We start from the raw sequence: 25589 nt of genomic DNA on the forward strand, positions 1-25589 counted from the left end.
GAAGATAATGGCAGTTGTATCAGTTGATGATTTAACGATCGCTTATGGAAATCATACTGTAATCGATCATTTAAGCTTCTCCATTAATGAAGGGGATTTTCTTGTCGTGGTTGGTGAAAATGGGGTAGGAAAAACGACTCTTGTTCGCTCAATGCTTGGTTTTTTAAAACCGAAAAGCGGGACAATAACTATTCCGCAAAGTACACGACTTGGCTACGTTCCTCAGTTTCGTAATATTGACGAGGAATACCCACTATCTATTCGCGATTTTGTTGCTTTAAATACTAAACCACGCCTTTTACCATGGCTGACTAAAAGCGAGCGAAACCGTGTTGAACGGATGATTCGTGAAAATAACCTAACAAAGATTGCTGAGCGGCCCCTTGGTTTAGCGTCAGGGGGTGAGAAGCAACGAGCATATCTTGCTCAAGCTTTATTACCCAATCCTAACCTCCTTATTCTGGACGAATCGACAGCAAGTCTGGACAATGAAATGAAGTATGAATTGCTAGACCTAGTAACTCGTTTTCAACAAAATGGTTTAAGTGTAATGTTTATTACTCATGATTGGGATCTAGCAGAACAATATGGGACCCGTTTCTTATATCTCTCTCCCGGTTCTTATTCCACTGGGCCAATTAATGAGTTACCCAGTCCGGTAAAGGGGGATAAAAAGTAATGTTAACTTTAAGTTTTATGCGTCACGCATTTGTCGCTAGTACATTTATTGCGATTATTTGTGGAATTATTGGAGTTTTTGTCGTTGCACGAAATTTATCATTCTTAACGCATACCTTGTCTGAAATTGGGTTTGCTGGTGGTGCTTTTGCCGTTTTTGCTGGATGGCCAGCGCTAAATGGGATGATTCTGTTTACAATGTTAAGCTCAGTTATTGTTGGACAAATGAGTATAAAAGAATCACGGCGAGAAGCGGTTATTAGTGCCGTTTCAGCGTTGTTCATTGGTTTAGGAATTCTTTTCTTATCTTTGAGCAGTCAGTCAGCTAGCTCAGCAACAAGTATTTTGTTTGGTAGCGTGGTTGGAATTAGTTTGAATGAGGTCTGGCAGCTTGTCTACCTTTCCATTCTTGTTTTGATCATTTTGCTATTGATGTATCGTCGCCTTAAGTTTGATTCCTTTGATTCAATTGGGGCGCAGGTCAGTGGAATAAATCAAACAGTGATTTCTGTTGTTTTTCTTTTACTACTTGCTTTAAGCGTTAGTGTCGCTGCTCAGATTGTCGGTTCTTTGCTAATTTTTATTCTCCTAACGTTACCAGCTGCTAGTGCTAAATACTTTACGCATGGTGTCGCACGGATGATTATTTTAGCAATTTTATTTTCACTGTTAGGGACATGGCTTGGGCTTTTTCTCGGTTATTTGACAGATTGGCCGGTTAGTTTCTTTATCGCAGTGATTGAAGTTATCATCTATACCACAGCCTTGATTTATAGTAAATTTATCGAATCGAATTAGACTGTGGCTTAAGTAGGTAAACAACATAGTACAACAATGGTCTTCAACGCCCGACAAAGTGTTGGAGACTATTATTATTTGTGGGGCTTTCAGATGCTAGCTTCGTGGCGACAAAATGCCCCCTATCTCGTACTCTTTTTTCTCAGTAAATACTAAAATTTTGCCGAAAATCCGAACATTTTATGTTAAAATCAATGTTAATTAATCCTTTTTGAAAGGCAGAGAAAGAACATGAAAATTAGACGGAGTAACCGATTGGTGGATATGACACGTTACTTGCTTGAACATCCGCGATCATTAGTATCGTTGAAGTTTTTTGGTGAGCGTTACGACTCAGCTAAGTCATCAATCAGTGAAGATTTAGGAATTGTTAAACATACCTTCCAAACTTGGGGACAGGGACGATTAGAAACAATTCCTGGTGCAAGCGGTGGCGCGGTGTTAACGCCATTTTATTCTAAGGAAAATGCTCAGGCGGCCATTGATAACTTAGTTGACCGGGTTAATGATGACTCGCGTTTGCTACCGGGGGGTTATGTTTACTTATCGGATTTAATCGGCCAACCAGAAATTTTGCGGCAGATCGGTAAGTTAATCGCTACTCAATACGTTGATACTGATGTTGATGTTATTATGACAGTTGAGACTAAGGGGATCCCGATTGCTCAAAGCGTTGCGATGTATATGAATAAACCATTTGTTATTGTTCGTAATAGTTCACACATTACTGAAGGACCTACTGTAAGTGTTAATTACGTTTCTGGGTCCGTCCAACGGATAAAGAAGATGGAATTGTCCCGTCGTACATTATCAGCTGGGGCGAATGTCTTGGTTGTTGACGACTTTATGAAGGGCGGCGGCACGATTAACGGAATGAAATCTTTGATTAAAGAATTTGATGCTAACTTGGTTGGGATTACTGTTTTTGCAGAAGGTCGTCCGGTAAATGGGCAACGGTTAGTCGATAACTGTACTTCATTAATCAAAGTGGAAACTAAAGATGGCACGGAGAAGAAGATTGCAGCACAAGCAGGAAGCTTCATGGAAAACGTGTTTGATAAGAAAGTGGAGAATTAGGAAATGACAAAACGTAATGCAATTATTTTAGCTGCTGGTAAAGGTACACGGATGCGCTCAAAGCTATACAAGGTTTTACACCAAGTTTGTGGTAAGACAATGGTTGAGCATGTTTTAACTCAATTGGAAAAGGCCAAGATTGATAATATTATTACAATTGTTGGTTTCGGGGCGGAAACAGTTGAACAGCAATTGGGACACCGTACTAAGTATGCGCTCCAAGAACAACAGCTTGGAACCGGGCATGCCGTAATGCAAACAAAAGACCTTCTTGCAAATGAAGATGGCGAAACTATTATTGTCAGTGGTGATACTCCTTTATTTACGGCTGAGACTTTTGAAAAACTCTTTGAATATCATGAACAGCGGCATGCGGCAGCCACTATTTTGACTTCTATTGCTCCTGATCCAACTGGTTATGGCCGGATTGTGCGAAATGATGTTGGAATCGTTGAACGAATCGTGGAACAAAAAGATGCTACTGTTCAAGAACAGGCAATTAAGGAAATTAATACCGGAGTTTACTGTTTTGATAACAAGAAACTCTTTGCTGCCCTTAGCAAGATCACGAATGATAATGCCCAGGGTGAGTACTATTTAACTGATGTTATTGGCATTTTAAAGCAAGAAAATGAGATCGTAACAGCCTACAAGATGGATAACTTTGACGAATCAATGGGGGTAAATGACCGAGTTGCCCTTGCACGCGCAAACAAGGTAATGCGTAACCGGATTAATACTCATTGGATGCGTGAAGGGGTTTCAATGATTGATCCTGAAACAACTTATATTGATGCTGATGTCAAGATTGGTCGTGATACAGTTATTGAAGGTGGCGTTGTAATCAAAGGTCATACAGAAATTGGTAACGATTGTTATATCGGTGCTGGTTCACGGATCACTGATTCCAAGATTCACGATGGGGTTAAAATTATTTCGTCTACCCTCCAGGAAGCGGAAATGCACAATGGCAGTGATATTGGTCCTAATAGCCACTTGCGTCCAGAAGCAGAAATTGGCGAAAATGTTCATATTGGTAACTTCTGTGAGGTTAAGAAGGCTTATATTGGTGAAGGAACAAAGGTCGGTCACCTGACTTATATCGGTAACGCTACGTTAGGTAAGGATATTAATGTTGGCTGTGGAGTAGTCTTTGTTAACTACGATGGGACAAATAAGCACCATACCAATGTTGGCGACCATGCCTTTATCGGTAGTAACAGTAACTTAGTAGCTCCTGTTAATATTGCAAAAGATTCATTTGTTGCTGCTGGTTCGACCATCACAGATAGTACGGAACAATATGACATGGCAATTGCGCGGGCACGGCAGGTTAATAAAGAAAATTATGCTAAGAAGCTACCATGGTAACTTGCTTTTTGCCTCACTAATTTATATTATGTAAGTGGTAGTAGTATAACATTTATTAATCAGCGGAGGACCTAATGACACAGCAATATTTTGATCAAAATTTAAAAATCTTTGCGTTAAATTCAAATCGTCCCTTAGCAGAAAAGATTGCTAAGCATGTCGGGGTTGATTTAGGAAAATTATCTGTTAATCGTTTTAGTGATGGTGAGATCCAAATTAATATTGAGGAAAGTGTGCGGGGAGACAATGTTTATGTCATCCAGTCGACTTCCGCCCCAGTTAATGACAACTTAATGGAGTTATTAATTATGGTGGATGCGCTTCGTCGTGCTAGTGCCAAGACGATTAACGTGGTGATGCCATACTATGGTTATGCCCGTCAAGACCGAAAAGCACGGAGCCGTGAACCAATCACTGCTAAGTTGGTTGCTAATATGTTGCAAAATTCCGGTGTTGATCGGATTATTGCACTTGATCTTCATGCCGCACAAATTCAAGGGTTCTTTGATATCCCTGTCGATCATTTGATGGGTGCTCCGCTTTTAGCAGAGTATTTTATCAACCAGGGTGTTGCTGAAAATGCAGTTGTTATTTCTCCTGATCATGGTGGAGTAACACGGGCACGAGCACTTGCCGAGTTTTTAAAATCTCCAATTGCGATTATTGACAAGCGGCGTCCACGGGCGAACGTTGCTCAAATCATGAATATTATTGGAGACGTTAAGGGTAAGAAGTGTATTATGATTGATGACATGATTGATACTGCGGGAACTATTAGTTTAGGTTCGCAAGCATTAATAGATGCCGGCGCAGAAGAAGTCTACGCATCATGTACCCATGCGGTATTATCTGGCCCAGCAATTGAACGTTTACGGAATGCACCGCTTAAAGAAGTGGTTGTGACAGATTCGATTCAATTACCAAAGGAAAAACAAATCGATAAAATCAAGCAGGTATCGGTTGCTCCACTAATTGGGGATGCAATCAAACGGATTAACGAAAATCGTCCTGTTAGTCCACTCTTTAAACAGGTTTTCCAAAGTGCACAGTTGGAAAAGAAGTAATGCTTAAGCAAACTGAAATTAATAAATAAAGTAGGTCGGAAGGAAAAAATATTTTTAGTTTCTTTCGGCCTTTCTTATTTTCCGTTTCTGTTTTAAAAGAAGATAAAGATTTAGGAAAGGCAAACAGTCATTATCAATTCATGTTATAATACGATGTGAAATAAGGAGGAGAAAAATGACAACAATTAAGTTTTTCAAAAAAGCAATGGTTGGAACAGCTGCAGTCGCTACTATCTTTGCCCTCGCTGGTTGTGGTAAACAATCTGCGTCAAGTAGTGATACAAGTTCTTCCAGCACATCGTCTGTCCGTTCTTCCGAAAGTAAAGCTTCAAAGGCTTATCGTACAGCTAATAAGCTTATCCAAAATCATGACTATGAAGGAGCATATGAACAATTAAGCCAATTAAACGATCATAATGCTCAAACGGAAGCACTTGCTGATGATTTACAGAGCTATATGAATGCTCAAAAAGCATATGAAAATGGCGATTATGATGGTGCTAAGAACAATTTAAAATCACAAAAGTCGACTAGTACGGCAATGCGCAATGCATATGCTGACTTACAAAGCAAGGTAAGTTCTGCACAAGGTTCCACGAGTTCTCAAACTTCATCATCTACCAATAGCAAGCAAACAAATAAGCAATCCAGTTCTACAAGCTCAGCAACGCAACAATCATCCTCTGCTGCTAACCAAGCTGCATCTGATGCAACTAGTGATAATGTAGTCCAACAATTTGCTAACAAGATGGGCTTTAGTGGCTCCCAAGGTTACCAAATTATGCCAACAGGCAAGGATGGCAATGTTTACAAGTTTGAAGTTCGGCAAAACAATAGTGATAACACTGTTGCAAGCTTGATTGGTATTTACCAATATAACAGTCAAACTGGAGCGGTAACAAAGATCGCTTAATATATAAAAGATGACAAAAAATAAAAGCAAGAGGTGTAACTTTTTCGAAAGTACGCTTCTTGCTTTTTATTTCTGTCTTTACTTAAGAACATATTCTTCAATTGCTTTTCCAACACCATCATGATTATTATCAGCAGTTGTTACGTCAGCGATCTTTAATGTACCGGGAATTGAATTTCCCATTGCTACCCCTAAGCCGGCATATTCAATCATTGAATCATCGTTTTGCGCGTTGCCAAGAGCCATTACTTCATCTTTTTTAATTCCGAGTTCTTCACTAAGTAATTGAAGAGCATTTCCTTTACTTGCTTGTTTATTCATGAATTCCAAATAAAAGTCTTCGCTGCGGACAATGGAAAAGCGATCACGCATTTCTGCCGGCAGTTCTGCCCATGCTTTGTCAATTTGTTCTTTAGTATCAACCATCATTGCCTTAGCGATTACGTATTGATCTTGCATTTTAGAAAGTTCTTCAAAGGTGCGGTAACGGATTGGCATACTTACAAGGTCTGACTCGTAGACTGTATAGGGACTTAAATCTCGGTTAATTGTATAGATGTAATCCCGGGTTTCAATCTGGGACTTGACACCCTCTTTAATACAATAAGTTTGCCAGTCTGCATAGTCATTGAAAGGCATAGTGTAGTTTACCAAGACATTCCCACTAGTTGATTGGGCCAACGCACCGTTAAAGCTAATAACAAATTCATTATCTGAATCATTTAAGTCCAGTTGGTCAAGGTATGCCTTTACGCCTGTCATGGGACGTCCAGTGCATAAGACGATCTTTACTCCCTGCGCGCTGGCTTTTTTTATTGCGGCAACAGTTTGTGGTGTAATTTGGCGTTGGTCATTGATTAATGTTCCATCGATATCGATTGCGACTAATTTAATTGCCATTATTTTTGCTCCTTTGGGTTGATAATATGATTATTTTTGATATAGCCTTGAAATTCTTCATAGATTGGTTCAAAAATTTCAATATTGTTTCGCGTTTCAAGCATCTCTTTTGGAAAAAAGAACCGTTGATCTCCGGCTTCTCGTCCCGACACGCTGGCGACCAAGGTACTAACTTGGGATAACTCAATAAAATCGCCATTAGGTTGGAGAAGCTCGATCTGCGTTTGGGTATTAGAATCTTGTGGATGATAAGTATCGTATGGGAGTTTAAAGCTATCGTTAACTGCGGTGTAGTACTGGCTATTAAATCCAGCAGTTTGAATTAGCTTTCGTAAAGTTGGCAAAAGCTTTTGTGTATTTTGATCATAAATGACTGATTTAAATGGTCGGCGGTTAAGAAAACGACTCGCAAGATCGCTTAAAATATCATCACGAGAATGGGTCCAATGAATAAAATAAGTAGTTAAGACACCATCGTCAAGCGCCAAATAGTCATCCAGGGTGAACTTACCATTAAAAAATGGCATCAGCATATGAGGGGTGAAGTCAGGTTCAAAGTCATTTGGGTGCTGGTAAATATATTTTGCCCGCATTAAGAGGTGGTCCAAGATAACTTCCATTGAACGGGAAACTGGGTGGAAGTAGACTTGCAGATACATCTGAAGCCGACTGATAATGTAATCTTCTACCGCATGCATCCCCGAAATTTCAAAGGCAATCCCCCTCTTAACCGGTCGCATAACATGAAGAACACGATCAAGATCAAACTTTCCGTAGTTTGTTCCTGTGTAATACGCGTCTCGTTGCAAGTAGTCCATCCGGTCCGCATCAACCTGACTTGAAATCATTTGAACTACTTGTGGATTTTCATAAGTATGGTCGATCACACTAGCAACTTGATGGGGGAAGTCAGGTGAAACCCGTTGTAATATCTTATTAATGTTAGTGCTGCTATCGGTGATCAACTGACGGGTAATTTGCTCATGGTTTGTATGGAAAATATGTTCAAATGTGTGGGAATAAGGACCATGCCCTAAATCATGGAGGAGGGCTGCGCATAAAGTAACCGGTCGTTCGTGATCATCCCATAGGCCGTCGCCAGGATGCTGACTAGGATAGTTTCGCTGAAAATAGTTGCACATTTGGCGGGTAATTTCATAGACGCCTAGGCAGTGGCCAAAGCGGGAATGCTCGGCGCCATGAAAGGTAAATGATGAAGTTCCTAGCTGCTTGATTCGTCGTAATCGTTGAAACTCAGGAGTATTAATTAAGTCCATAATAATTTGATTATCGACAATAATTTGTCCGTGAATTGGATCCCGAAAAACCTTTTCACGGCGAAGTTTTTCATCGTAAAAGTGATTCATATTAATCTTCTTTCTCTAAACGTTCTTGTAAACGTTCCATGCTGATTAGTTCTTTACTGAGAGTTGATATAAAATTAGGCGACCACATTAAGTTATTAAGGCTGTCAGGAGCAATGATTTGAACGACTGATTGGATTCGCTGGATCGCATCCTGAACGCTTAATTGCGTGTTGAGGGCTTTAGAGATAGTTGTCATTGCTCCCGGCCAAACATCTGGAAAATGCCACTTGTTTTGATCTTGTTGCAGACCTGTATCATAGAAGTCACGAATTAGCTTACCCCGATCCTGCTGATTACCACAGACGCTTAAGTAAAGCATTACTGTAACTCCCACTTTGTTCCGTCGTTGAGAAATTCCACCAATCTTTTGGCCGTTAACGCTAATATCGAAGCTTCCTGGACAGTACGAATACGTGATTTCACCAGTGGCAATTTCCAGGCTAGGGAAAGCTGCCTGAATTAGGTTGACCATTCGCTGGTATGCTTCATCAATAGTTAATTCATGATCTTCGAGGTGCCATGGATAGAAAATTGATAGGTTTAAAATACCGTCGTCACTCACAACTGCTAATCCCCCTGAATTACGCATGAAATAGTGGAAACCGCGGTGCGTAAGTGAAGCAAGGGCAGTTGATAAATGCGGTAATCGTTGATCTTTTAATCCTAAAATAACCGTATCCTCTAATGTCCAAAAATGAAGGAGGGGAAATTTGAGTTCGCTAGCTGAACGTAACAAAGCGTTGGTATAGATGAAAGACGAAAGATTATCCGCTGGAGTTAAAGGTTGAATAAACTGTTGAAAACACTGATTCTTAAAATTAGGCATCGTACTTCTTCTTTTCTGTGAAATAATATATCTATATTATACAAGAACTCATGAGAACATGGACGTTTCACGGGGTATTTATCCATAAATTTGCGAGAATACCCCCACTTCTATAAGTAGGGGATGAATCGCTCTCTTAAAGCACGTTAGTGCTTTTTCTTTTGTTCTATGATATATTTAGTGTATATCTATAAAATGTGGTGATAACAAGAGAATTAGATAGAAATCAGCATTCAGTATACTTACTTAATTACCATTTGGTAATGGTGGTTAAGTATCGTCGAAAAGTAATTAACGATGAAATATCTGAATATCTTAAACATTGTTTTGTAGTTGTGGGACAAGCATACGGCATTAATTTGCAAGAATGGAATCATGATCAGGACCACGTACATGTTTTGTTTAGAGCAACGCCTCATACGGAAATGGCTAAATTTTTAAATGCTTACAAATCGTCTAGCTCCAGAATGGTCAAAAAACAATTTCCAGAAATCAAGCAGTATCTTTGGAAATCAGCCTTTTGGACACAAAGCTATTGCTTAATTAGCACTGGTGGAGCGCCTTTAGAAGTTTTAAAACGATATATTGAAAGTCAAGGGAGAAAATAATGGTTCTAAAAGCCGTTAAAATGCGCATCTATCCAAATTCAGCACAACGAAATCAGCTCTGGCAAACCTTCGGTTGTGTTCGTTTTGTATGGAATCAAATGCTTAATATGCAAATTGAACGGCGCAAGAACAATCCGGAAGCTAAATTTGTGAATGCCTTTGGGATGAATAATCTGTTGAAACAACTTAAGGTTGAGTATCCTTGGTTGAAACAAGCAGAATCAACTGCTTTGCAAAGTGCTAATCGCAATTTAGCCGATGCTTTTCAACGCTTTTTTAAAGGTCAAAATAAGTTCCCTCGATTTAAATCCAGAAAATATTCTCAGAGCTACAATTCAAAGTACGTTAATGGCAATATTAAAGTTTTAGATTGCCATCATATAAAGTTACCAAAACTCGGTATCGTCTATTTTAGAGCTGGTCGATTGCCAATGGGTAAAATTAAGAATGTCACTGTTCGTCTGAACGTTGCTGGTCAATATTACATTACTGTTTTAGTGGAAAGCGAAAACCAAACTCTTCCTAAAACAAGTAAATATATTGGTGGCGATTTAGGACTTAAGTCATTACTTAATCTTTCAGATGGATGCAAGGAACCGATCAATCATTTTGAAGACAAATACCGTAAAAAGTTGTATCGTTGGGAGAAATTGCGTAGTCGTCGGTTCTTAAAGGCCCAGCAGGAAATCACCTGGGATCATCATAATAAAGTGTTAGTTCCACGGCAATTAGACGATTTTAAGAATTATCAGAAAGCTCGTATTATGGTGGCGAAGTATCGGCAAAAGATTGCCAACCAACGGTTGGATCAGCTACAAAAATTCACTACTAAATTGGTCAAAAAGTACGACATCATTGTGTTGGAAAAACTTAATACTAAGGGAATGATGAAAAATCACCATTTAGCTAGAGGAATCGCTAACGCTAGCTGGTCAAAATTAGTAGATATATTGCAATATAAGTGTAACTGGTACGGTAAAAAGCTTATTCAGGTCAATCCGTCATATACTAGCCAAATTTGTGCTAATTGTGGGAAGAATAATCATCGGTTAGGATTAAATAAATTGGAATGGTTAGCGGTACGTGAGTGGGATTGTCCAAACTGTGGTAAACATTTAGATCGTGATATTAACGCTGCACAAGTTATCTTGCAAAAAGGATTAGCTATCCGATAGATAAAGTTAGGCTCGGGACGAGCCTTGGTTAATAGTCGTAACCTCTGCTTGAAGGTTCGTTCAGAATCGGTAGGGTAAGTATGTGATGTTTCCAGAATCTCCCACTTCAAGCATTAAACCGTAGGTTTAGATAAGCGGGAGTAGTTCAATAGTAAAAAGAGTATAATAATGACGATAAGCAAAGTGAAAGGAGGAGTTTATTATCAAGAGCGTAATTCCTGTTCATGTGAATCTCTCAACGATCATTGATCAAAGTGGACAGCAAGAAAAATTTACCTTTACTGAAGAAGGTACTTTTGTCGAAATGAATGGTAAGTATTATTTAAGGTACATTGAACACCAAGACGGGCAAGAAACGCCGGTGCAAATTAAATTTGAGGATGAGCTGATCCGCTTAAGAAGGCGTGGAAATGTCGAAACAAACCTATTTTTGGACCCGACACAAGAAACTATCATGCGGTACCAAACAGAATACGGCATGATTAAAATTGATGTGTTGACAGAAAGTTTGGAAAAAGACGTTGATGTAAAGGCTCCGGCTGGTCACCTTTCTGTTAAGTATCAACTAAAACAAGCGGGACAATTAATAGGGAGTTACCAACTAGAATTGCAATTTGCTGCTTAATATTGTATGATGTAGTTTAGACTTTTTGAAGGGATGTGCACCAATTTGGATTTAAAGGTTTTTGACGGTCAGGACAAATCAGAACTTTCAATGATTGAAGTCGCACACGCTATTTTAGCTCACCATGGAAAAGCAATGGCGTTTGTTGATTTGACCAACGAGGTTCAGCAATATCTGGGTAAGAGCGATGAGGAAATTCGTGAACGTCTTGCACAGTTCTATACTGACTTAAATGTTGATGGCAGTTTTATTTCCCTTGGTGACAACACCTGGGGTCTGCGTGCTTGGTACCCATTCGAATCTATCGATGAAGCCACAGTTGGTGAAAACGAAGAAGATGAAGAGGATGATCGTCCAAAGAAGAAGCGGCGTAAAGTCAATGCCTTCCTCGCAGACACCGATGACGATGACGATGTAATTGACTATGACAATGATGATCCTGAAGATGAGGATCTTGATACTGACGATGATGCCGATTCTGAGGATGATTATGATGACGACACTGATGACTTCAGTGACGACGATGATGATCTTGATGATGGTATTGAAGGTCAGCTATCAGAATTACATGATGAAGAAGATGAAGACGAGGATGACGAATAATTTTCAACTTTGTGCTTGACTATTATTTATTGACCCTGTATTATCTTTCTTGGGCGCCTGTAAAGACAGGCCAATAAGTTCGTAGATAAATAAGCTCCCTGTTTCAGTGTTTTATTTGAAATAGGGAGTTTTTTCTATTATCACACCCGCAAATATAAAAAAGGAGTAGACGACAATGACGAAATACATTTTTGTAACCGGTGGAGTTGTATCATCATTAGGAAAGGGAATCGTTGCTGCCTCTTTAGGACGATTATTAAAAAATCGGGGCCTAAAGATTGCGATCCAAAAATTCGATCCTTACATCAATGTTGACCCCGGTACGATGAGTCCATACCAACACGGTGAAGTTTTTGTGACTGATGACGGCACAGAAACTGATTTGGACCTTGGTCACTATGAACGTTTTATCGATAATGATCTCAATAAATATTCAAATGTTACAACGGGTAAAATCTACTCTGAAGTTCTTCGTAAGGAACGCCGTGGGGATTACCTTGGTGGGACAGTCCAAGTTATTCCACACATCACTAATGCCATTAAGGATAAGATTAAGCGCGCTGGTGAAAGTACTGATGCTGAAGTTGTAATTACTGAAATTGGTGGTACAGTTGGGGACATTGAATCACAACCATTCATGGAAGCTATTCGCCAAATGAAAGAAGAAGTTGGTAGTGAAAATGTGTTGTACATCCACACTACCTTAGTCCCATATCTTCGTGCTGCTGGTGAAATGAAGACTAAGCCAACTCAACACAGTGTTCGCGAATTACGTGGTTTAGGAATCCAACCTAACATTTTGGTGGTTCGGACAGAGCAACCAATTACTGATGATATGCGGAAGAAGATTGCCTTATTCTGTGATGTTGATCCTAAAGCCGTTGTTGAATCAATGGATGTTCATACTCTTTACGAAATTCCGTTAAACTTACAAAAGCAAGGTATGGATCAATTGGTTGTCGACCACTTTGGTTTAGAAGTACCAGAAGCTGACATGACAGAATGGACAGAAATGGTAAATCATATCGAACATGACTTAACTAAGACCGTTAAGATTGCGATGGTTGGTAAGTATACTGACTTACAGGATGCTTATATTTCAGTTAATGAATCATTACGTCATGCTGGTTATCCTGTAAATGCAAAGGTAAAGATTGACCACTTTAATGCTGAAAACATTACTCCAGAAAATGTTGAAGAGACCTTGAAAGATTACGATGGGATTCTTGTTCCTGGTGGTTTTGGAAACCGGGGAGTAGAAGGAATGATCACTGCAATTAAGTATGCTCGGGAAAATGATGTTCCTTACCTCGGTATTTGCTTAGGGATGCAAACAGCATGTATTGAATTTGCACGAGATGTATTAGGTTACACTGATGCAAACTCAACTGAATTTGATCCAAATACTAAACACAATATTATTGACTTGATGGCAGACCAAGCAGACATTGAAGATATGGGAGGAACACAACGGCTTGGTGCATATCCATGTAAGCTTAAGCCAGGAACAGTTGCTGCAGCGGCTTATGGTAACCAATCAATGATCAGTGAACGTCACCGTCACCGTTATGAATTTAACAACGACTACCGTCAAGAAATGGAAAACCATGGCTTGGTTATCTCTGGGGTGAATCCAGATCGGAATTTAGTTGAAGTAGTTGAAATTCCTGATAAAAAGTTCTTCGTGGCTGCTCAGTACCACCCAGAATTCAAGTCTCGTCCTAATCACCCAGAAGGATTATTTGCTGCATTTGTGAAAGCAGCTGCTGAGGACAAATAAAAATTTAAATTGTATAATATATTTAATACAAGAGATGGGGGCAAGAATGTCACTTCTCTTGTTTTTTGTGTGCGCCCGGCATGGGTATTAGCTAGGCGGTGAGAGTCCGCTATGGGCCGTAGTAGTCGGAACCATGAGCTGAGGACAAGGGTGTCCACTGTGAGGTGGAATCTGAAGGAAGTCTAAGGCAAAGTACTGCACCGATGAACAAGAAGTAGCTATAAGGCTGGAACTAACTGGATAAGACTGCATGACAAGTTAAAGTCCAACACTACTCGAAGTTACTTTCAGTAAAGCTACCGGTGACATGGTACGAAAGTTAATATCCTTACCCGGGGGGATCTGGCCTACACGTTTCCGACAAGAGGAATAAGTTTAATTTCCACAGAAACAAGCGGTGCAGTGATGTAGCGTTGAGTAAGCCAGAAGTCAGCCGAGGTCATAGTAGTCTGAGTAATCAGATGAAGGACTGAACGACAATAACTTGTAACTTATATCGGAGGTGTAATCAGGTGCGACAATCGCAGAAAGCAGAACAACAAGCTGACCGCTTGTCGAGGATAGGTTTGGAAAACCGAAAGTACACAAGGGCGCGTAGTACCGATTATGGTGAAGGTAAAGGTATGAGTGTCACTATCCAAGACTTAGTCTTGGACCGCAATAACCTTAATCAGGCTTATTTGCGAGTTAAGAGAAATAAAGGGGCAGCAGGCATTGACGATATGACAGTCAATGACCTTCTGCCATATCTCAGAGAAAATAAGACGGAATTGATTGCTAGTTTGCGTGAGGGCAAGTATAAACCAGCACCAGTCAAACGGGTAGAAATTCCGAAGCCTAATGGTGGAGTAAGAAAACTCGGAATACCAACAGTGGTGGACCGAATGGTTCAACAAGCTGTGGCCCAAATTCTTACACCTATCTTTGAGCGTGTTTTCTCTGATAATAGTTTTGGCTTCCGCCCTCACCGTGGGGCTCACGACGCTATTGCAAAAGTAGTAGATCTTTATAATCAAGGTTATCGAAGAGTTGTCGACTTAGACCTAAAAGCCTATTTTGATAATGTTAATCATGACTTGATGATTAAGTATCTTCAACAATATATTGATGACCCATGGACACTAAGGCTCATTCGTAAGTTTCTAACTAGCGGAGTCTTAGACCATGGGCTTTTCGCTAAGAGTGAAAAAGGAACCCCACAAGGAGGGCCATTGTCACCAATACTGGCGAATATCTATCTAAATGAGTTGGATAAAGAGTTGACTAGACGTGGTCACCACTTTGTGCGCTATGCGGATGATTGTAACATTTATGTTAAAAGTCAACGAGCCGGAGAACGAGTAATGCGAAGCATTACCCAGTTTCTTGAAAAGCGATTGAAAGTTAAAGTGAACCCAGATAAAACCAAAGTCGGTAGCCCGCTACGGTTAAAGTTTCTTGGCTTTTCGTTGGGTGTAGAGCACAATGGAGCCTACGCCCGTCCAGCAAAACAATCGCAACAACGAGTAAAGAAAGCATTGAGGTTATTAACTAAACGTAATCGTGGAATATCTCTGACAAGAATGTTTGAAGAAATTCAGCGAAAAATGCGTGGATGGCTTCAGTACTACTCAATTGGGAAACTAACTGACTTTATTCAACGCCTTGACAAGTGGTTGAGGGCCCGAATAAGACAGTATATCTGGAAGCAATGGAAGAAGCTTAAAACTAAGGTAACTAACTTACAGAAGCTGGGGCTGTCCCAGCGTGATGCATACGTCTTCGCTAGTACCCGCAAGGGCTACTGGCGAACTGCACACAGTAAGACCTTGAGCTATTCTCTAACAAATAGAAAACTGGAACAACTCGGACTTATGAATATGTCCAAGACGCTCCAGTCAATTCAAAGTGATTAAGTTGTCGAACCGCCGTATACGGAACCGTACGTACGGTGGTGTGAGAGGTCGATAATTGAACTAATCAATTATCTCCTACTCGATTTAGTAGAATTGTTAAATTTTAAGTTAAATATGCTAATTTTTGGCCTGACCTTATGATTTTTTTTAAGATTATTTATAAAAGGTTGTAATTCTCTTGATATTTCATTATCATTACAGTTGACTGTTTTGTAACTGAAATAATCATTAACTTAGCTTAAATGAAAAACAGACTAAAATTTTTAAGTGAGGAAACGCAGAAATGAAGAAAATGATCATTCAAGGAGGAAACCGTCTTTCTGGCGAAGTCACGATCGGTGGTGCCAAAAATAGTACAGTGGCATTAATTCCAGCTGCTATTCTTGCGGATACCCCTGTAGAGTTTGACACGGTTCCAGATATCTTGGATGTTCACAATCTGATGATTATTTTGGAGTCAATGAATGTAAAGTCCGAGTTTAGTCACGGAGTTTTAGATATTGATCCAACACAAATCGTAGAAGCTGAACTTCCAAGCAAGGCAATTAAAAGTCTTCGGGCTTCCTATTACTTTATGGGTGCATTATTAGGTCGTTTCCATCGCGCGACATTAACATTTCCGGGAGGCGATAATATCGGCCCCCGCCCAATTGACCAACACTTAAAAGCATTTAAAGCACTTGGAGCAACCGTTATCGAAGAAAAGGGTACTGTTCATTTAGATGCGCCGAATGGCTTACATGGGTCTCGGATCTTTTTAGATATGGTATCAGTTGGTGCAACGATTAATGCTATCTTAGCAGCTGTTCGCGCTGAAGGAACAACGATTATTGAAAATGCAGCTCGTGAGCCGGAAATTATCGACTTGGCAACATTCTTAAATAATATGGGTGCCAAAATTCGGGGTGCTGGAACCGATACTATCCGTATCACTGGAGTAAAGACACTTCAGTCAATGAATACTCATACAATTATTGCTGATCGAATTGAAGCAGGAACATACCTATCCTTGGCGGCAGCGCTTGGTGATGGGGTTATGATCCATAATGTTATTCCTGAACACTTAGAATCATTTACCAGTAAAATGATTGAAATGGGTGTTGAACTTCAAATCGATAGCGATAAGATTTATGTACCAAAATCCAGTCATTTACATCCGGTTACTGTTAAGACAATGCCATTCCCTGGTTTTGCTACTGATTTACAACAACCGCTTACCCCATTGATGTCACTTGCTGATGGTGATAGTACGATTGTTGATACCATTTATCCCAAGCGTGTAAAGCACATTTCCCAATTACAAAAAATGGGGATGAAGATTGAAGCACATGATGGGATGATTATCGTTAAACATACAGAAAAGCTTCATGGCGCAGAGGTCTCTGCAGGTGAGATTCGTGCCGGAGCAGCTTTAACCATTGCTGGATTAATGGCAGATGGACAGACTGTAATTAATAATGCCGGAAATATTTTACGGGGTTACGATCGAATTGTATGGAAGCTTAATCGCCTTCATGCCAATGTTTCTATTGAGGACGATTCTTCAGTAAAAATTGGTTAGAAGTTGCGTACTTCTTTAAATCGTGGTATCCTGTTAAAGTTGATTATCTATGTTTCAGGCAATGATTCATGGCAAAAGGAGCGTAATAAATTATGAAACAAGGAATTCATCCAGATTATCATCCAGTAGTTTTTGAAGATTCATCTACTGGTTACAAGTTTCTCTCTGGCTCAACAGCCACTTCAAGTGAAACTGTTAAGTGGGAAGACGGTAATGAATACCCATTAATTCGGGTTGAAGTTACTTCAGATTCACACCCATTCTACACTGGTAAGCAAAAGTTTACCCAAGCCGACGGTGCTGTCGACAAGTTCAACAAGAAGTACGGTCTCAAGTAATCGAACTTCTTACAATTCAAAAAAGCCGGGAAAAGCGAAAGTTTTTCCCGGCTTTTTTTGAATTAAGTCCAATAAATCATTATTAACGTTATTTTGCGTCTTTAAGTATTGATCTTTCTCTGCGTATAATATTGATAATTGAGAAAGTGGGGGGGCTACCTATGCATGAAAAAATTATTAATCGAATAATTGCCCTGCATCGTTATTCTTTCGTTAGGATAACCCGGCAGACATTAATTATGATTTTTCCCATTGTTTTTATTGGAACGATGGCAAAGATGATTTTAAAAACTGTTTTTAAACCAGATGGCTTTATTTATAATGTTGCTTTTCTTGATGTTATACCACAGAACGTGTTGCGGGTTATTCAATTTGTATTAACTAGCATTAGTCAATTAACCTTAGGGATTCTGGGAATTTATACTGTTTATATGGCAGCAAAGTTTACGGCGAAAAGGTATCGGCGAGACGGTAAATTTGCTGGAATAACAGCTATTCTGACCCTTTTACTAATGTCTTATCGTTATGGTAAGTTTTCCCCACAATTTTCACTTAGCTTTTACCAACGGCTCCTTAGTGGTAACAGTTTGTTAATCGTTTTAATTCTTGGATATGGAGTCGGTCAGCTTTACCGGTGGTTAACTCCACCAAAAGATGGTGATAATACCAATGCGTTGCCGTTATTGAAAGAACGATCATTTAGTTCAATGCTGCCAATGACAATTAGTCTTATTTTTGGAGTGACGGTTGCTCTTTTCTTAAATTCCAACACAATCTATCATGCTTGGTCAACAAGTTACTCCACGTTAGTTACGACTGCCCAAGAGCATCGGCAATTATGGCTGACGTTATTAGCTACGATGGGGTTAACAATATTTGATTGGTTGGGATTAGGCGTTCCATACACCTCGATGGCATTAACATCTGGAGATTCATTTACGGCTAACTTGAACTATGCGCTCGCTCATGGAACTCCGTGGAATGTACCGTATGAGTTTTTAGGCAGTTCTCTTTATAATTCATTTGCTAACTTTGGGGGCGATGGATTGATCCTTGCCTTGATAGTTGCCATTCTGTTAACTTCTAATGGCTCCTATATGCATCGTGTTGCACGGTGGACGGCCTTACCAACATTATTTAATTTTAATTATGCGGCAATGATTGGCTTACCGGTTGTATTTAATCCATTATTTCTGATCCCATTTGTCTTCTTACCGATTGTAAACATTCTCCTTGCCAGTTTAGCGATTGCGATTCACTTAATACCTTCAACGCCTTACCCGGTTTTGCAGGGGACACCGGGACCGCTTATTAGTTTTTTGGGGACAAATGGTAATTGGGGAATTTTGATTTTTACCTTGGTATTGCTTTTAATCGATATCGCTGCCTATATCCCCTTTGTAAAAATGGCCCTAGTTGTTGAAAATCGCTTAACATTAGCAGAACAGGACGTGATCAGTCATGAAAAGAATGACTAAATCAATTCTCCATACTCGTTTAGTATTGATTGGCCTAATATTGATTTTAGTCCTAATGGCAATTCCAGCATATTTTTGGATGAAAGATACAAATAAATATTTAGCTGCCCAACATAATTCTAGAATGTCACCGATAATTATGGTTCCTGGAAGCTCAGCAACACAAAACCGCTTTAATCCACTTATTCGTAAACTTAACGAAGATAGCCCTAAAAAACATAGTGTGTTGCGCTTAGAAGTAATGAACAGCGGTAAAATTGTTTCGCAAGGATGGATAAATCGCGGCGATAACGAGCCGATTATCGTGATTGGCTTTGAGAATAATCGCGATGGCTATCAAAATATAAAGAAACAAGCGCAAATGGTTAATCAAGCCTTTGAACGATTGACGGAAGAGTATAACTTTAATAACTTTAAGGCGTTTGGCCACTCCAATGGGGGACTAGTATGGACTTATTGGTTGGAACATTACTACCCTGAATATAAAGATGCGATTACAATTAAAAGGCTAATGACACTAGGAACGCCATACAACTTTGCGGAGTCTTCTGTTAGCCATCCGACGCAAATGTTTTCTGATTTTGTAAAGTATCGAAGTCGAATCCCTAAAAACTTATTAGTTTATTCGGTCGCAGGGACAGAAACTTATACATCGGATGGTCTCGTCCCAGAAGGAAGCGTCGATGCCGGTAAATACATTTATCAAAAACAAGTGGCCCATTATACGAGAATGACGGTCACGGGAAAAGATGCTCAACACTCTAACTTGCCACAAAATAAACAGATTGTACGGTTAATTGAAGAGTATTTGCTTGATCCAAATGACAACGGTAATCCTAATTCGCAAAATAAGCAGAGGGCTACTCAAAATTAATTAAGCAGGTTATACTAAGTTCATAATAAAAAGTAAGGAGCTCAATATCGTGAAAAAAGATAAAAAGCGATCATTTGAATGGTTACGGTGGACAGCGGTTGTTGTACTGTTACTGGTATCAGTTGTCTTAATTTTTAACCAACAGATTAAGTCTTACTTAGTAGGGAGTTATAAACCTGAGATTACTCGGCAAACGGTTCAAAGCAACCAAAAGAAAAAAGCAACCTATGATTTTCAAAGTGTCAAAGATCTTAACTTGCAAACAGCTGCCAAGGCTCGTGCAAATAAGCAATCGATTAATACCATTGGAGCAATTACGGTTCCGGCTATTAATATGACGATTCCAATTGCTAATGGAGTTGATAATACAACTCTTGCGTTAGCAGCAGGAACCCTTCGTCCAGACATGAAGATGGGGGAAGGCAACTATGCGTTAGCTGGTCATAATATGGCCCATGGGAGCAAAATCCTCTTTTCTCCATTGTACTATCATGCTAAGGTAGGGCAGATGATTTATATCACCAACATGGATCGCGTTTATGAATATAAGATTTATCAACGTGAATTCATTGCGGCAACCCGGGTTGATGTGGTAGACAATACGCCGGAAAAGATTATAACTTTGATTACTTGTGACGCTACCGGGGCCAATCGGTTGATGATCCGCGGTAAATTTGTTAAATCAGAGCCATTTACGAAAGCACCACAAAATGTGCAAAAGAATTTTAGCGAAAAATATACGACAGGTCGTTAAAGGGAAGGGGGAAATAATCTCCTCGACAAGGCGGTGGGCTAAGCTAGAGCGGCACGGGCTAATTATCGTTCGTACTTAGCCTCGAGCCTTGTGACGACGCGAAGCTAGTTTCATGTTATCTTACTATTGTTTGTGAAAACCATTGAGGCTGAGAGAAAAAATTTTCTTCCAGCCTCCTTTTTTATTTTGTGGATTTTGCCTGTATTTGTAATCCATTCCAAATTAAGAAAAACACAATGACGATAAAAAATAGCCAAATTAAAATAAATTTTAAGTAAACAGATGAGCGAACGGACAGGAATGCCACCGTTTGCTCATTTTTTTGCTGTAAATAAATTTCTTGACTCTTTTTTAGGAACCGCATAAGAAAGAGATACATTGAATTTAAGGAGGCAAAGAAATGCGCAAACCGTTTATTATTGCGAACTGGAAAATGAATAAAAACGTTCATGAATCTGTTGCGTTTGTTAAAGCAATTAAAGAAAAGCTCCCGGCAGATAAAGAAATTGGGATCGCCGCGCAAGCAGTTTCGCTATATAACATGAAAAAAGTGGCGAGCTCTTCCAACTTACAAATTATTGCTCAAAATGCATCTGCTGAGTTAGAGGGACCATATACTGGAGAAATTAGCATGCGAAGTTTAGCAGATGCGGGCGTGACATACGTGATGCTAGGCCATTTAGAGCGCCGACGCCTTTTTAACGAGAGTAATGATTCAATTAATCAAAAAGTTTTAGCAGCCCTCAATGCTGGTATTATTCCAATCATTTGTACGGATGAAGAGATGGTCCAAACAGAAGTTAACGGACAAATTCATTATGTATTTCGCCAACTAAAAAGCGTCCTTAAAGGGGTACCAGCTAATAAACTATCACAGATTGTTATTTCGTATGAACCAAGTTGGGCCGTTGGGAGCACGCATCAAGCAAATCCAGACATTGCGGAAGAGGGATGTCAGGCAATTCGTCAAAGCCTGGTTGAAATGTATGGTAATGAGATTGGCGAGCAAGTCCGAATACTCTATGGTGGCAGCGTTAATCCCGAGAACATTGGTCAAATTATGAGTAAACCAAATGTTGATGGGGCGCTAATCGGTCGCGCAAGTCTCGAGATTGAAAGTTTCTTACAAATGATTAATTATATCGAATTAGCGAGCAAGCAGAAGTTACAGGTAATTTAGGAGGAAGAATAATGGCTTACTTTGATAACGGAAACAAACTTTTTGATGACGCACGGAAGAACCAATACGCAATTGGGGCATATAATATTAATAATCTTGAATGGACCCGGGCCATTTTGCGGGCTGCCGCGGAGACTAATACCCCAGTACTGATCCAAGTTTCAATGGGAGCCGCCAAGTATATGGGTGGTTATAAATTTGTTAAAGATATGGTCGAGGACCAGATGGATGCAATGGGAATTAAAGTTCCAGTTATCCTGAATCTTGACCATGGTGACTATGATGCAGCGATTGAATGTATTAACTTAGGATATTCGTCAGTTATGTTTGACGGCCATAAGTTACCGATTGAAGAAAATTACGCCAAAACCAAAGAGATTGTCCAATTAGCGCATTCACGCGGCATTGCGGTTGAAGCCGAAATCGGTAAAGTGGGAGAAAATCAGGATACCAGCAGTGGAGAACTTGCTGATGTTGAAGATGCAATGGCGTTTGCAGCAATGGGGGTTGACCGTCTTGCTTGTGGGATTGGTAACATTCACGGCATTTACCCTGCTAACTGGCCAGGGTTAGACTTTGACCGCCTTCAAGAAATTGCGAATGCGATTGATATTCCGCTAGTGCTTCACGGTGGTTCAGGAATTCCTAGAGAACAGGTTCAAAAAGCAATTTCAATGGGGATTGCAAAGGTGAATATCAATACTGAATTCCAGTTAGCGTTCCAAGATGCAACCCGGAAGTATATTGAAAATGAATTAGACCTCAATAAAGAACAAAAAGGATATGATCCGCGGAAATTATTACTTCCCGGAACAGATGCAATAACTGCTAAAATGAAAGATATGATTGAATGGTTAGGCACGCCAGCAGTCGCCTAATTATAATGGAGGTTATCGAATGGCAATCACAGTTTACTTTGTCCGGCACGGTGAGACCTACTTCAACCGGTTTGCTCGCCTGCAAGGATGGTCAGATACCCCGCTTACAGAAAAAGGAGAGATGGATGCTAAAAAGATCGGCCAAGTTTTAGCGGACTTAAGGATCGATTACCTTTTCTCCAGTGATTTAAAACGAGCAGTTGATACTGCACGGCTTTTAATTGCGGATCACCTAACTGCGACGGTGAAGGAACCAATCCAAAAAAAGTTCTTCCGCGAGGTATTTTATGGGTCTTTTGAAGGTCATAGTAATGAAGAAGGCGCTATCTGGGCAAGCTATCTTGAAGGCAAGCGATTTAGGCGTATCGGTGAATTAGTTGATGAGTTTGGCGTTGAAAAAGCGCATGACTTACTGAAAGCCGCCGATCCGGCTCACCTTGCAGAAGATAGTAATGAATTAAATGCCCGTGTAGAGCAGGCAATTGCCTTTTTGCAAAGCTTACCGGATGAGAGTAATGTGGTTGTAGTAGCCCATGGATCGATTATCCAATATATTGCGGGGATGTATGGGAAACCTGGATACAAGTATGAAAACTTACATAACGGCGCGCTGATGAAGGTTCAGCTAACAGCTAGAGACGTTGAAATTACTGGATACAATCAATTTAAACTATAAAAAGAGGCAAGGAATTATTTTCCAAACCTCTTTTGTTGTTAGGACAATTCTTTAGTAATTTTATCCAGCCATAATGGCAATGTCTCGTTTAGGCTATTGTAAGTATCTTCAAAGCGGTGAGTATACCAAGGATCAGGAATTTCTTGATCTTCTTTGCCAGGAATTACTTCATATGCTAAGTGGACTTTATCACGATCTTGCGCTGGTGCAATGCGTTGTAAGTTGTACTTGTTCATATTATCCATGCAGATGATGTAATCAGCCCACTCGAAGTCTTGTCGTGTAATTGGGCGTGAGATTAAGCCATCCGTTGATAACCCGTGTGCGTGCATTGTCTTTGCGGCACCTGGGTGGGGACCATTTCCTTCTTCTTCGTTACTTGTTCCAGCAGAATCAACATTGATTTTGCCATTTAATCCTGCGTCATCAACCATTTGCTTGAACATTGCCTCGGCCATTGGTGACCGACAAATGTTTCCTAAGCAGACAAATAAAACGTTCATGTAATCACCTCGTTTATACTTCTATCATACCGAAAAAGATAATATTTTGCTAAAATATTCGGGAATCCTAACACTATCCTTAAGTTTTTGGTAAAATTAAGAACAAATATTTTTAGAGGAGGAACAAAAATGACCCTTATTATTGTAATTGTTGTCATTGTCTTGTTGATTGCTATTTATGCAGGACTTTACAACAGTTTGATTCAATTGCGGACACACGCACAAGAATCCTGGAGTCAAATTGATGTTCAATTACAACGACGTAACGACTTGATCCCTAACTTAATTTCAACAGTTAAGGGCTATAGCAAGTATGAAGCGGGAACCTTGGAAAAGGTGACAAAGCTGCGGACGGAATTAAATAGTATTCCAGACAGCGATCATGCTAAAAAAATGGAAGTTTCCAATGAATTAACGGGAACTTTACGGACATTGTTTGCCGTCGCTGAAAATTATCCAGACTTAAAAGCAAGTGCTGAATACCAAAAATTAATGGAAGAATTAACCAATACTGAAAACAAGATTGCCTACTCACGGCAGCTTTACAACAGTACTGTGGCGGCTTTAGATGCTAAGATTCAATCTTTCCCAAGCAATATTGTGGCTAAAATTCATCACTTCCAACAAATGGATTACTTACAAGTGCCAGAAGAAGCCAAGGCTGTGCCAAAAGTTTCATTTGATGATTTAGGTGATTAAGCATGTTATATCAGCAAATTGCCCGTAATAAACGAAAAACAATTTTGGTGATGTTTGGGTTCTTTGTATTGCTTGCTTTAATTGGGGCCGCGATTGGCTATTTATTTGCGCGGACAGTGATTGGCGGCATGATCATTGCGGCGATTATTGCGGTGATCTATATGTCCGTGATCATTGGTCAATCGACTGATGTAGTGATGCGGATGAATAACGCGACGGAGGTACGATCAGCGAGTGATGCGCCAGAACTTTGGCATATTGTTGAAGATATGGCTTTAGTTGCACGGGTACCAATGCCGAAAGTCTATATCATCCATGACCCAAGTCCCAATGCTTTTGCGACTGGTAATGATCCTGAGCATGCTGCTGTGGCCGCTACTACTGGTTTGATGGAAAAAATGAATCGTGAGGAACTAGAAGGGGTAATGGCCCATGAAATGACTCACGTTCGTAACTATGACATCCGTCTGCAAACAATTGCGTTAGCCTTAGCATCCGCAATCGCAATGCTTGTTAATTTTGCTGGAAATTTCTGGTGGATTGGTGGTCGGAGCAGTAGTGATGACCGGGATAATCCATCAAGTATTTTCGCCATCCTTGGTTCGATTCTTTTGATTATCTTAGCGCCATTGGCAGCAACCATTGCGCAGATGGCTCTTTCACGTAATCGGGAATACTTAGCCGATGCAGGTGCTGTGGAATTAACCCGTAATCCGCAAGGGATGATTAGTGCATTGGAAAAGCTAAAAACTGCTGTTCCAATGAAACATGTGGACCCAAGCAGTTCGGCATTATATATTAGCGATCCAGAAAAGAACGCTAAGCACCATCCTTTTTCAAATCTATTTGACACTCACCCCCCGCTAGATAAGCGAATTGAACGGTTGCGTCAAATGTAATAAGTTTATAGCAAAGACTGAGAAAAAACTTTTGCTTTTTCTCAGTCTTTGCTATTTTTACTCACGACT

The 25589-nt window shown here is 40.0% G+C and carries 26 protein-coding genes; 22 read left to right on the plus strand and 4 right to left on the minus strand.

The features are described from left to right. The first annotated feature begins 7 nt into the window (after nt 1-7). The 6 genes from LREU_RS01115 to LREU_RS01140 all read left to right on the plus strand — a co-directional run bounded on the left by LREU_RS01115 (nt 8) and on the right by LREU_RS01140 (nt 5901). Nucleotides 8-679 carry a metal ABC transporter ATP-binding protein gene (locus tag LREU_RS01115; protein WP_003667190.1) on the plus strand — a complete coding sequence of 224 codons (672 nt, stop codon included), beginning with the start codon at nt 8-10 and terminating at the stop codon, nt 677-679. Continuing rightward, nucleotides 679-1476: a metal ABC transporter permease gene (locus tag LREU_RS01120; RefSeq protein WP_003667191.1), complete on the plus strand. Its 798-nt coding sequence runs from the start codon at nt 679-681 to the stop codon at nt 1474-1476. The genes LREU_RS01115 and LREU_RS01120 overlap by 1 nt, the downstream gene beginning before the upstream one ends. Nucleotides 1477-1707: 231 nt before the next feature. Continuing rightward, nucleotides 1708-2553, plus strand: coding sequence for a pur operon repressor (gene purR / locus LREU_RS01125; protein ID WP_003667193.1), 846 nt, complete (start codon nt 1708-1710; stop codon nt 2551-2553). A gap of 3 nt (nt 2554-2556) precedes the next feature. After that, on the plus strand, nt 2557-3924 hold the full coding sequence (gene glmU, locus LREU_RS01130; RefSeq protein WP_003667195.1) for a bifunctional UDP-N-acetylglucosamine diphosphorylase/glucosamine-1-phosphate N-acetyltransferase GlmU: 1368 nt from the start codon (nt 2557-2559) through the stop codon (nt 3922-3924). 74 nt (nt 3925-3998) lie between these two features. Beyond that, nucleotides 3999-4988, plus strand: coding sequence for a ribose-phosphate diphosphokinase (locus tag LREU_RS01135; RefSeq protein ID WP_003667197.1), 990 nt, complete (start codon nt 3999-4001; stop codon nt 4986-4988). 175 nt (nt 4989-5163) lie between these two features. Beyond that, nucleotides 5164-5901, plus strand: a complete 738-nt coding sequence (locus LREU_RS01140) for a hypothetical protein (RefSeq protein WP_003667199.1) — start codon at nt 5164-5166, stop codon at nt 5899-5901. A gap of 78 nt (nt 5902-5979) precedes the next feature. Here the strand turns inward: LREU_RS01140 and yidA are convergent, their stop codons facing one another. Genes yidA through LREU_RS01155 form a run of 3 tightly spaced genes read right to left on the minus strand, consistent with a single transcriptional unit; the run spans nt 5980 to nt 8994 of the window. After that, nucleotides 5980-6801 (minus strand): sugar-phosphatase, encoded by an 822-nt coding sequence (gene yidA / locus LREU_RS01145; protein ID WP_003667200.1) that lies wholly within the window; start codon nt 6799-6801, stop codon nt 5980-5982. Then, nucleotides 6801-8168, minus strand: coding sequence for an HD domain-containing protein (locus LREU_RS01150; protein WP_003667202.1), 1368 nt, complete (start codon nt 8166-8168; stop codon nt 6801-6803). The genes yidA and LREU_RS01150 overlap by 1 nt, the downstream gene beginning before the upstream one ends. Before the next feature lies 1 nt (nt 8169). Continuing rightward, nucleotides 8170-8994: a lipoate--protein ligase family protein gene (locus LREU_RS01155; RefSeq protein ID WP_003667203.1), complete on the minus strand. Its 825-nt coding sequence runs from the start codon at nt 8992-8994 to the stop codon at nt 8170-8172. Nucleotides 8995-9194: 200 nt separating this feature from the next. Between LREU_RS01155 and tnpA the strand changes: the two genes are divergently transcribed. The 14 genes from tnpA to LREU_RS01225 all read left to right on the plus strand — a co-directional run bounded on the left by tnpA (nt 9195) and on the right by LREU_RS01225 (nt 23419). After that, nucleotides 9195-9602: an IS200/IS605 family transposase gene (gene tnpA, locus LREU_RS01160; protein ID WP_012390494.1), complete on the plus strand. Its 408-nt coding sequence runs from the start codon at nt 9195-9197 to the stop codon at nt 9600-9602. Next, nucleotides 9602-10777 carry an RNA-guided endonuclease TnpB family protein gene (locus tag LREU_RS01165; protein WP_003667207.1) on the plus strand — a complete coding sequence of 392 codons (1176 nt, stop codon included), beginning with the start codon at nt 9602-9604 and terminating at the stop codon, nt 10775-10777. Before tnpA ends, LREU_RS01165 begins: the two co-directional genes overlap by 1 nt. 226 nt (nt 10778-11003) lie before the next feature. Next, on the plus strand, nt 11004-11402 hold the full coding sequence (locus LREU_RS01170) for a YwiB family protein (protein WP_003667208.1): 399 nt from the start codon (nt 11004-11006) through the stop codon (nt 11400-11402). A 45-nt stretch (nt 11403-11447) separates the two neighbouring features. Further along, on the plus strand, nt 11448-12005 hold the full coding sequence (gene rpoE, locus LREU_RS01175) for a DNA-directed RNA polymerase subunit delta (RefSeq protein WP_011953385.1): 558 nt from the start codon (nt 11448-11450) through the stop codon (nt 12003-12005). 175 nt (nt 12006-12180) lie between these two features. Further along, nucleotides 12181-13785, plus strand: a complete 1605-nt coding sequence (locus LREU_RS01180) for a CTP synthase (RefSeq protein ID WP_003667210.1) — start codon at nt 12181-12183, stop codon at nt 13783-13785. 512 nt (nt 13786-14297) lie between these two features. Beyond that, the gene (ltrA, locus tag LREU_RS01185; RefSeq protein ID WP_011953386.1) at nt 14298-15680 is read left to right on the plus strand and encodes a group II intron reverse transcriptase/maturase; all 1383 of its coding nucleotides are present in this window, start codon (nt 14298-14300) and stop codon (nt 15678-15680) included. Nucleotides 15681-15963: 283 nt separating this feature from the next. Further along, the gene (locus LREU_RS01190; protein WP_003667214.1) at nt 15964-17241 is read left to right on the plus strand and encodes a UDP-N-acetylglucosamine 1-carboxyvinyltransferase; all 1278 of its coding nucleotides are present in this window, start codon (nt 15964-15966) and stop codon (nt 17239-17241) included. A gap of 92 nt (nt 17242-17333) precedes the next feature. Then, a complete protein-coding gene (locus LREU_RS01195; RefSeq protein WP_003665599.1) occupies nt 17334-17579 on the plus strand; it encodes a type B 50S ribosomal protein L31 in 246 nt (81 codons plus the stop codon). Nucleotides 17580-17740: 161 nt separating this feature from the next. Further along, on the plus strand, nt 17741-19057 hold the full coding sequence (locus tag LREU_RS01200) for a PTS transporter subunit EIIC (protein ID WP_011953387.1): 1317 nt from the start codon (nt 17741-17743) through the stop codon (nt 19055-19057). Continuing rightward, entirely contained in the window at nt 19041-19931 is an 891-nt protein-coding gene (locus tag LREU_RS01205; RefSeq protein ID WP_003667221.1) for an alpha/beta hydrolase, read from the plus strand. The genes LREU_RS01200 and LREU_RS01205 overlap by 17 nt, the downstream gene beginning before the upstream one ends. Before the next feature lie 49 nt (nt 19932-19980). Then, nucleotides 19981-20685, plus strand: coding sequence for a class A sortase (locus LREU_RS01210; RefSeq protein ID WP_003667224.1), 705 nt, complete (start codon nt 19981-19983; stop codon nt 20683-20685). Between the two features lie 400 nt (nt 20686-21085). Then, on the plus strand, nt 21086-21865 hold the full coding sequence (gene tpiA / locus LREU_RS01215; RefSeq protein WP_003667227.1) for a triose-phosphate isomerase: 780 nt from the start codon (nt 21086-21088) through the stop codon (nt 21863-21865). 11 nt (nt 21866-21876) lie between these two features. After that, complete coding sequence (fba, locus tag LREU_RS01220; protein WP_003667230.1) at nt 21877-22743, plus strand: class II fructose-1,6-bisphosphate aldolase; 867 nt, start codon at nt 21877-21879, stop codon at nt 22741-22743. 19 nt (nt 22744-22762) lie between these two features. Continuing rightward, nucleotides 22763-23419, plus strand: a complete 657-nt coding sequence (locus LREU_RS01225; protein ID WP_003667231.1) for a histidine phosphatase family protein — start codon at nt 22763-22765, stop codon at nt 23417-23419. Nucleotides 23420-23457: 38 nt separating this feature from the next. On the opposite strand, the gene LREU_RS01230 is transcribed toward LREU_RS01225, so the two are convergent. Then, a complete protein-coding gene (locus LREU_RS01230; protein WP_003667233.1) occupies nt 23458-23922 on the minus strand; it encodes a low molecular weight protein-tyrosine-phosphatase in 465 nt (154 codons plus the stop codon). 129 nt (nt 23923-24051) lie between these two features. Between LREU_RS01230 and LREU_RS01235 the strand changes: the two genes are divergently transcribed. Both LREU_RS01235 and htpX read left to right on the plus strand, forming a co-directional pair. Next, a complete protein-coding gene (locus LREU_RS01235) occupies nt 24052-24621 on the plus strand; it encodes a LemA family protein (protein ID WP_003667234.1) in 570 nt (189 codons plus the stop codon). 2 nt (nt 24622-24623) lie between these two features. Further along, a complete protein-coding gene (gene htpX, locus LREU_RS01240) occupies nt 24624-25520 on the plus strand; it encodes a zinc metalloprotease HtpX (protein WP_003667235.1) in 897 nt (298 codons plus the stop codon). Nucleotides 25521-25589: the final 69 nt, after the last annotated feature.

It is taken from the genome of Limosilactobacillus reuteri subsp. reuteri, from assembly GCF_000016825.1.
Lineage (GTDB): Bacteria > Bacillota > Bacilli > Lactobacillales > Lactobacillaceae > Limosilactobacillus > Limosilactobacillus reuteri.

Excerpts from the sequence above, each read along its gene's own strand:
- LREU_RS01205 (WP_003667221.1), top strand. The coding sequence starts at position 19,041 with ATGAAAAGAATGACTAAATCAATTCTCCATACTCGTTTAGTATTGATT.
- LREU_RS01115 (WP_003667190.1), top strand. The coding sequence starts at position 8 with ATGGCAGTTGTATCAGTTGATGATTTAACGATCGCTTATGGAAATCAT.
- purR (WP_003667193.1), top strand. The coding sequence starts at position 1,708 with ATGAAAATTAGACGGAGTAACCGATTGGTGGATATGACACGTTACTTG.
- LREU_RS01235 (WP_003667234.1), top strand. The coding sequence starts at position 24,052 with ATGACCCTTATTATTGTAATTGTTGTCATTGTCTTGTTGATTGCTATT.
- LREU_RS01225 (WP_003667231.1), top strand. The coding sequence starts at position 22,763 with ATGGCAATCACAGTTTACTTTGTCCGGCACGGTGAGACCTACTTCAAC.
- LREU_RS01200 (WP_011953387.1), top strand. The coding sequence starts at position 17,741 with ATGCATGAAAAAATTATTAATCGAATAATTGCCCTGCATCGTTATTCT.
- LREU_RS01150 (WP_003667202.1), bottom strand. The coding sequence starts at position 8,168 with ATGAATCACTTTTACGATGAAAAACTTCGCCGTGAAAAGGTTTTTCGG.
- fba (WP_003667230.1), top strand. The coding sequence starts at position 21,877 with ATGGCTTACTTTGATAACGGAAACAAACTTTTTGATGACGCACGGAAG.
- LREU_RS01195 (WP_003665599.1), top strand. The coding sequence starts at position 17,334 with ATGAAACAAGGAATTCATCCAGATTATCATCCAGTAGTTTTTGAAGAT.
- LREU_RS01155 (WP_003667203.1), bottom strand. The coding sequence starts at position 8,994 with ATGCCTAATTTTAAGAATCAGTGTTTTCAACAGTTTATTCAACCTTTA.
- LREU_RS01165 (WP_003667207.1), top strand. The coding sequence starts at position 9,602 with ATGGTTCTAAAAGCCGTTAAAATGCGCATCTATCCAAATTCAGCACAA.
- LREU_RS01190 (WP_003667214.1), top strand. The coding sequence starts at position 15,964 with ATGAAGAAAATGATCATTCAAGGAGGAAACCGTCTTTCTGGCGAAGTC.
- htpX (WP_003667235.1), top strand. The coding sequence starts at position 24,624 with ATGTTATATCAGCAAATTGCCCGTAATAAACGAAAAACAATTTTGGTG.
- yidA (WP_003667200.1), bottom strand. The coding sequence starts at position 6,801 with ATGGCAATTAAATTAGTCGCAATCGATATCGATGGAACATTAATCAAT.
- LREU_RS01230 (WP_003667233.1), bottom strand. The coding sequence starts at position 23,922 with ATGAACGTTTTATTTGTCTGCTTAGGAAACATTTGTCGGTCACCAATG.
- LREU_RS01120 (WP_003667191.1), top strand. The coding sequence starts at position 679 with ATGTTAACTTTAAGTTTTATGCGTCACGCATTTGTCGCTAGTACATTT.
- tpiA (WP_003667227.1), top strand. The coding sequence starts at position 21,086 with ATGCGCAAACCGTTTATTATTGCGAACTGGAAAATGAATAAAAACGTT.
- LREU_RS01180 (WP_003667210.1), top strand. The coding sequence starts at position 12,181 with ATGACGAAATACATTTTTGTAACCGGTGGAGTTGTATCATCATTAGGA.
- glmU (WP_003667195.1), top strand. The coding sequence starts at position 2,557 with ATGACAAAACGTAATGCAATTATTTTAGCTGCTGGTAAAGGTACACGG.
- LREU_RS01140 (WP_003667199.1), top strand. The coding sequence starts at position 5,164 with ATGACAACAATTAAGTTTTTCAAAAAAGCAATGGTTGGAACAGCTGCA.
- LREU_RS01135 (WP_003667197.1), top strand. The coding sequence starts at position 3,999 with ATGACACAGCAATATTTTGATCAAAATTTAAAAATCTTTGCGTTAAAT.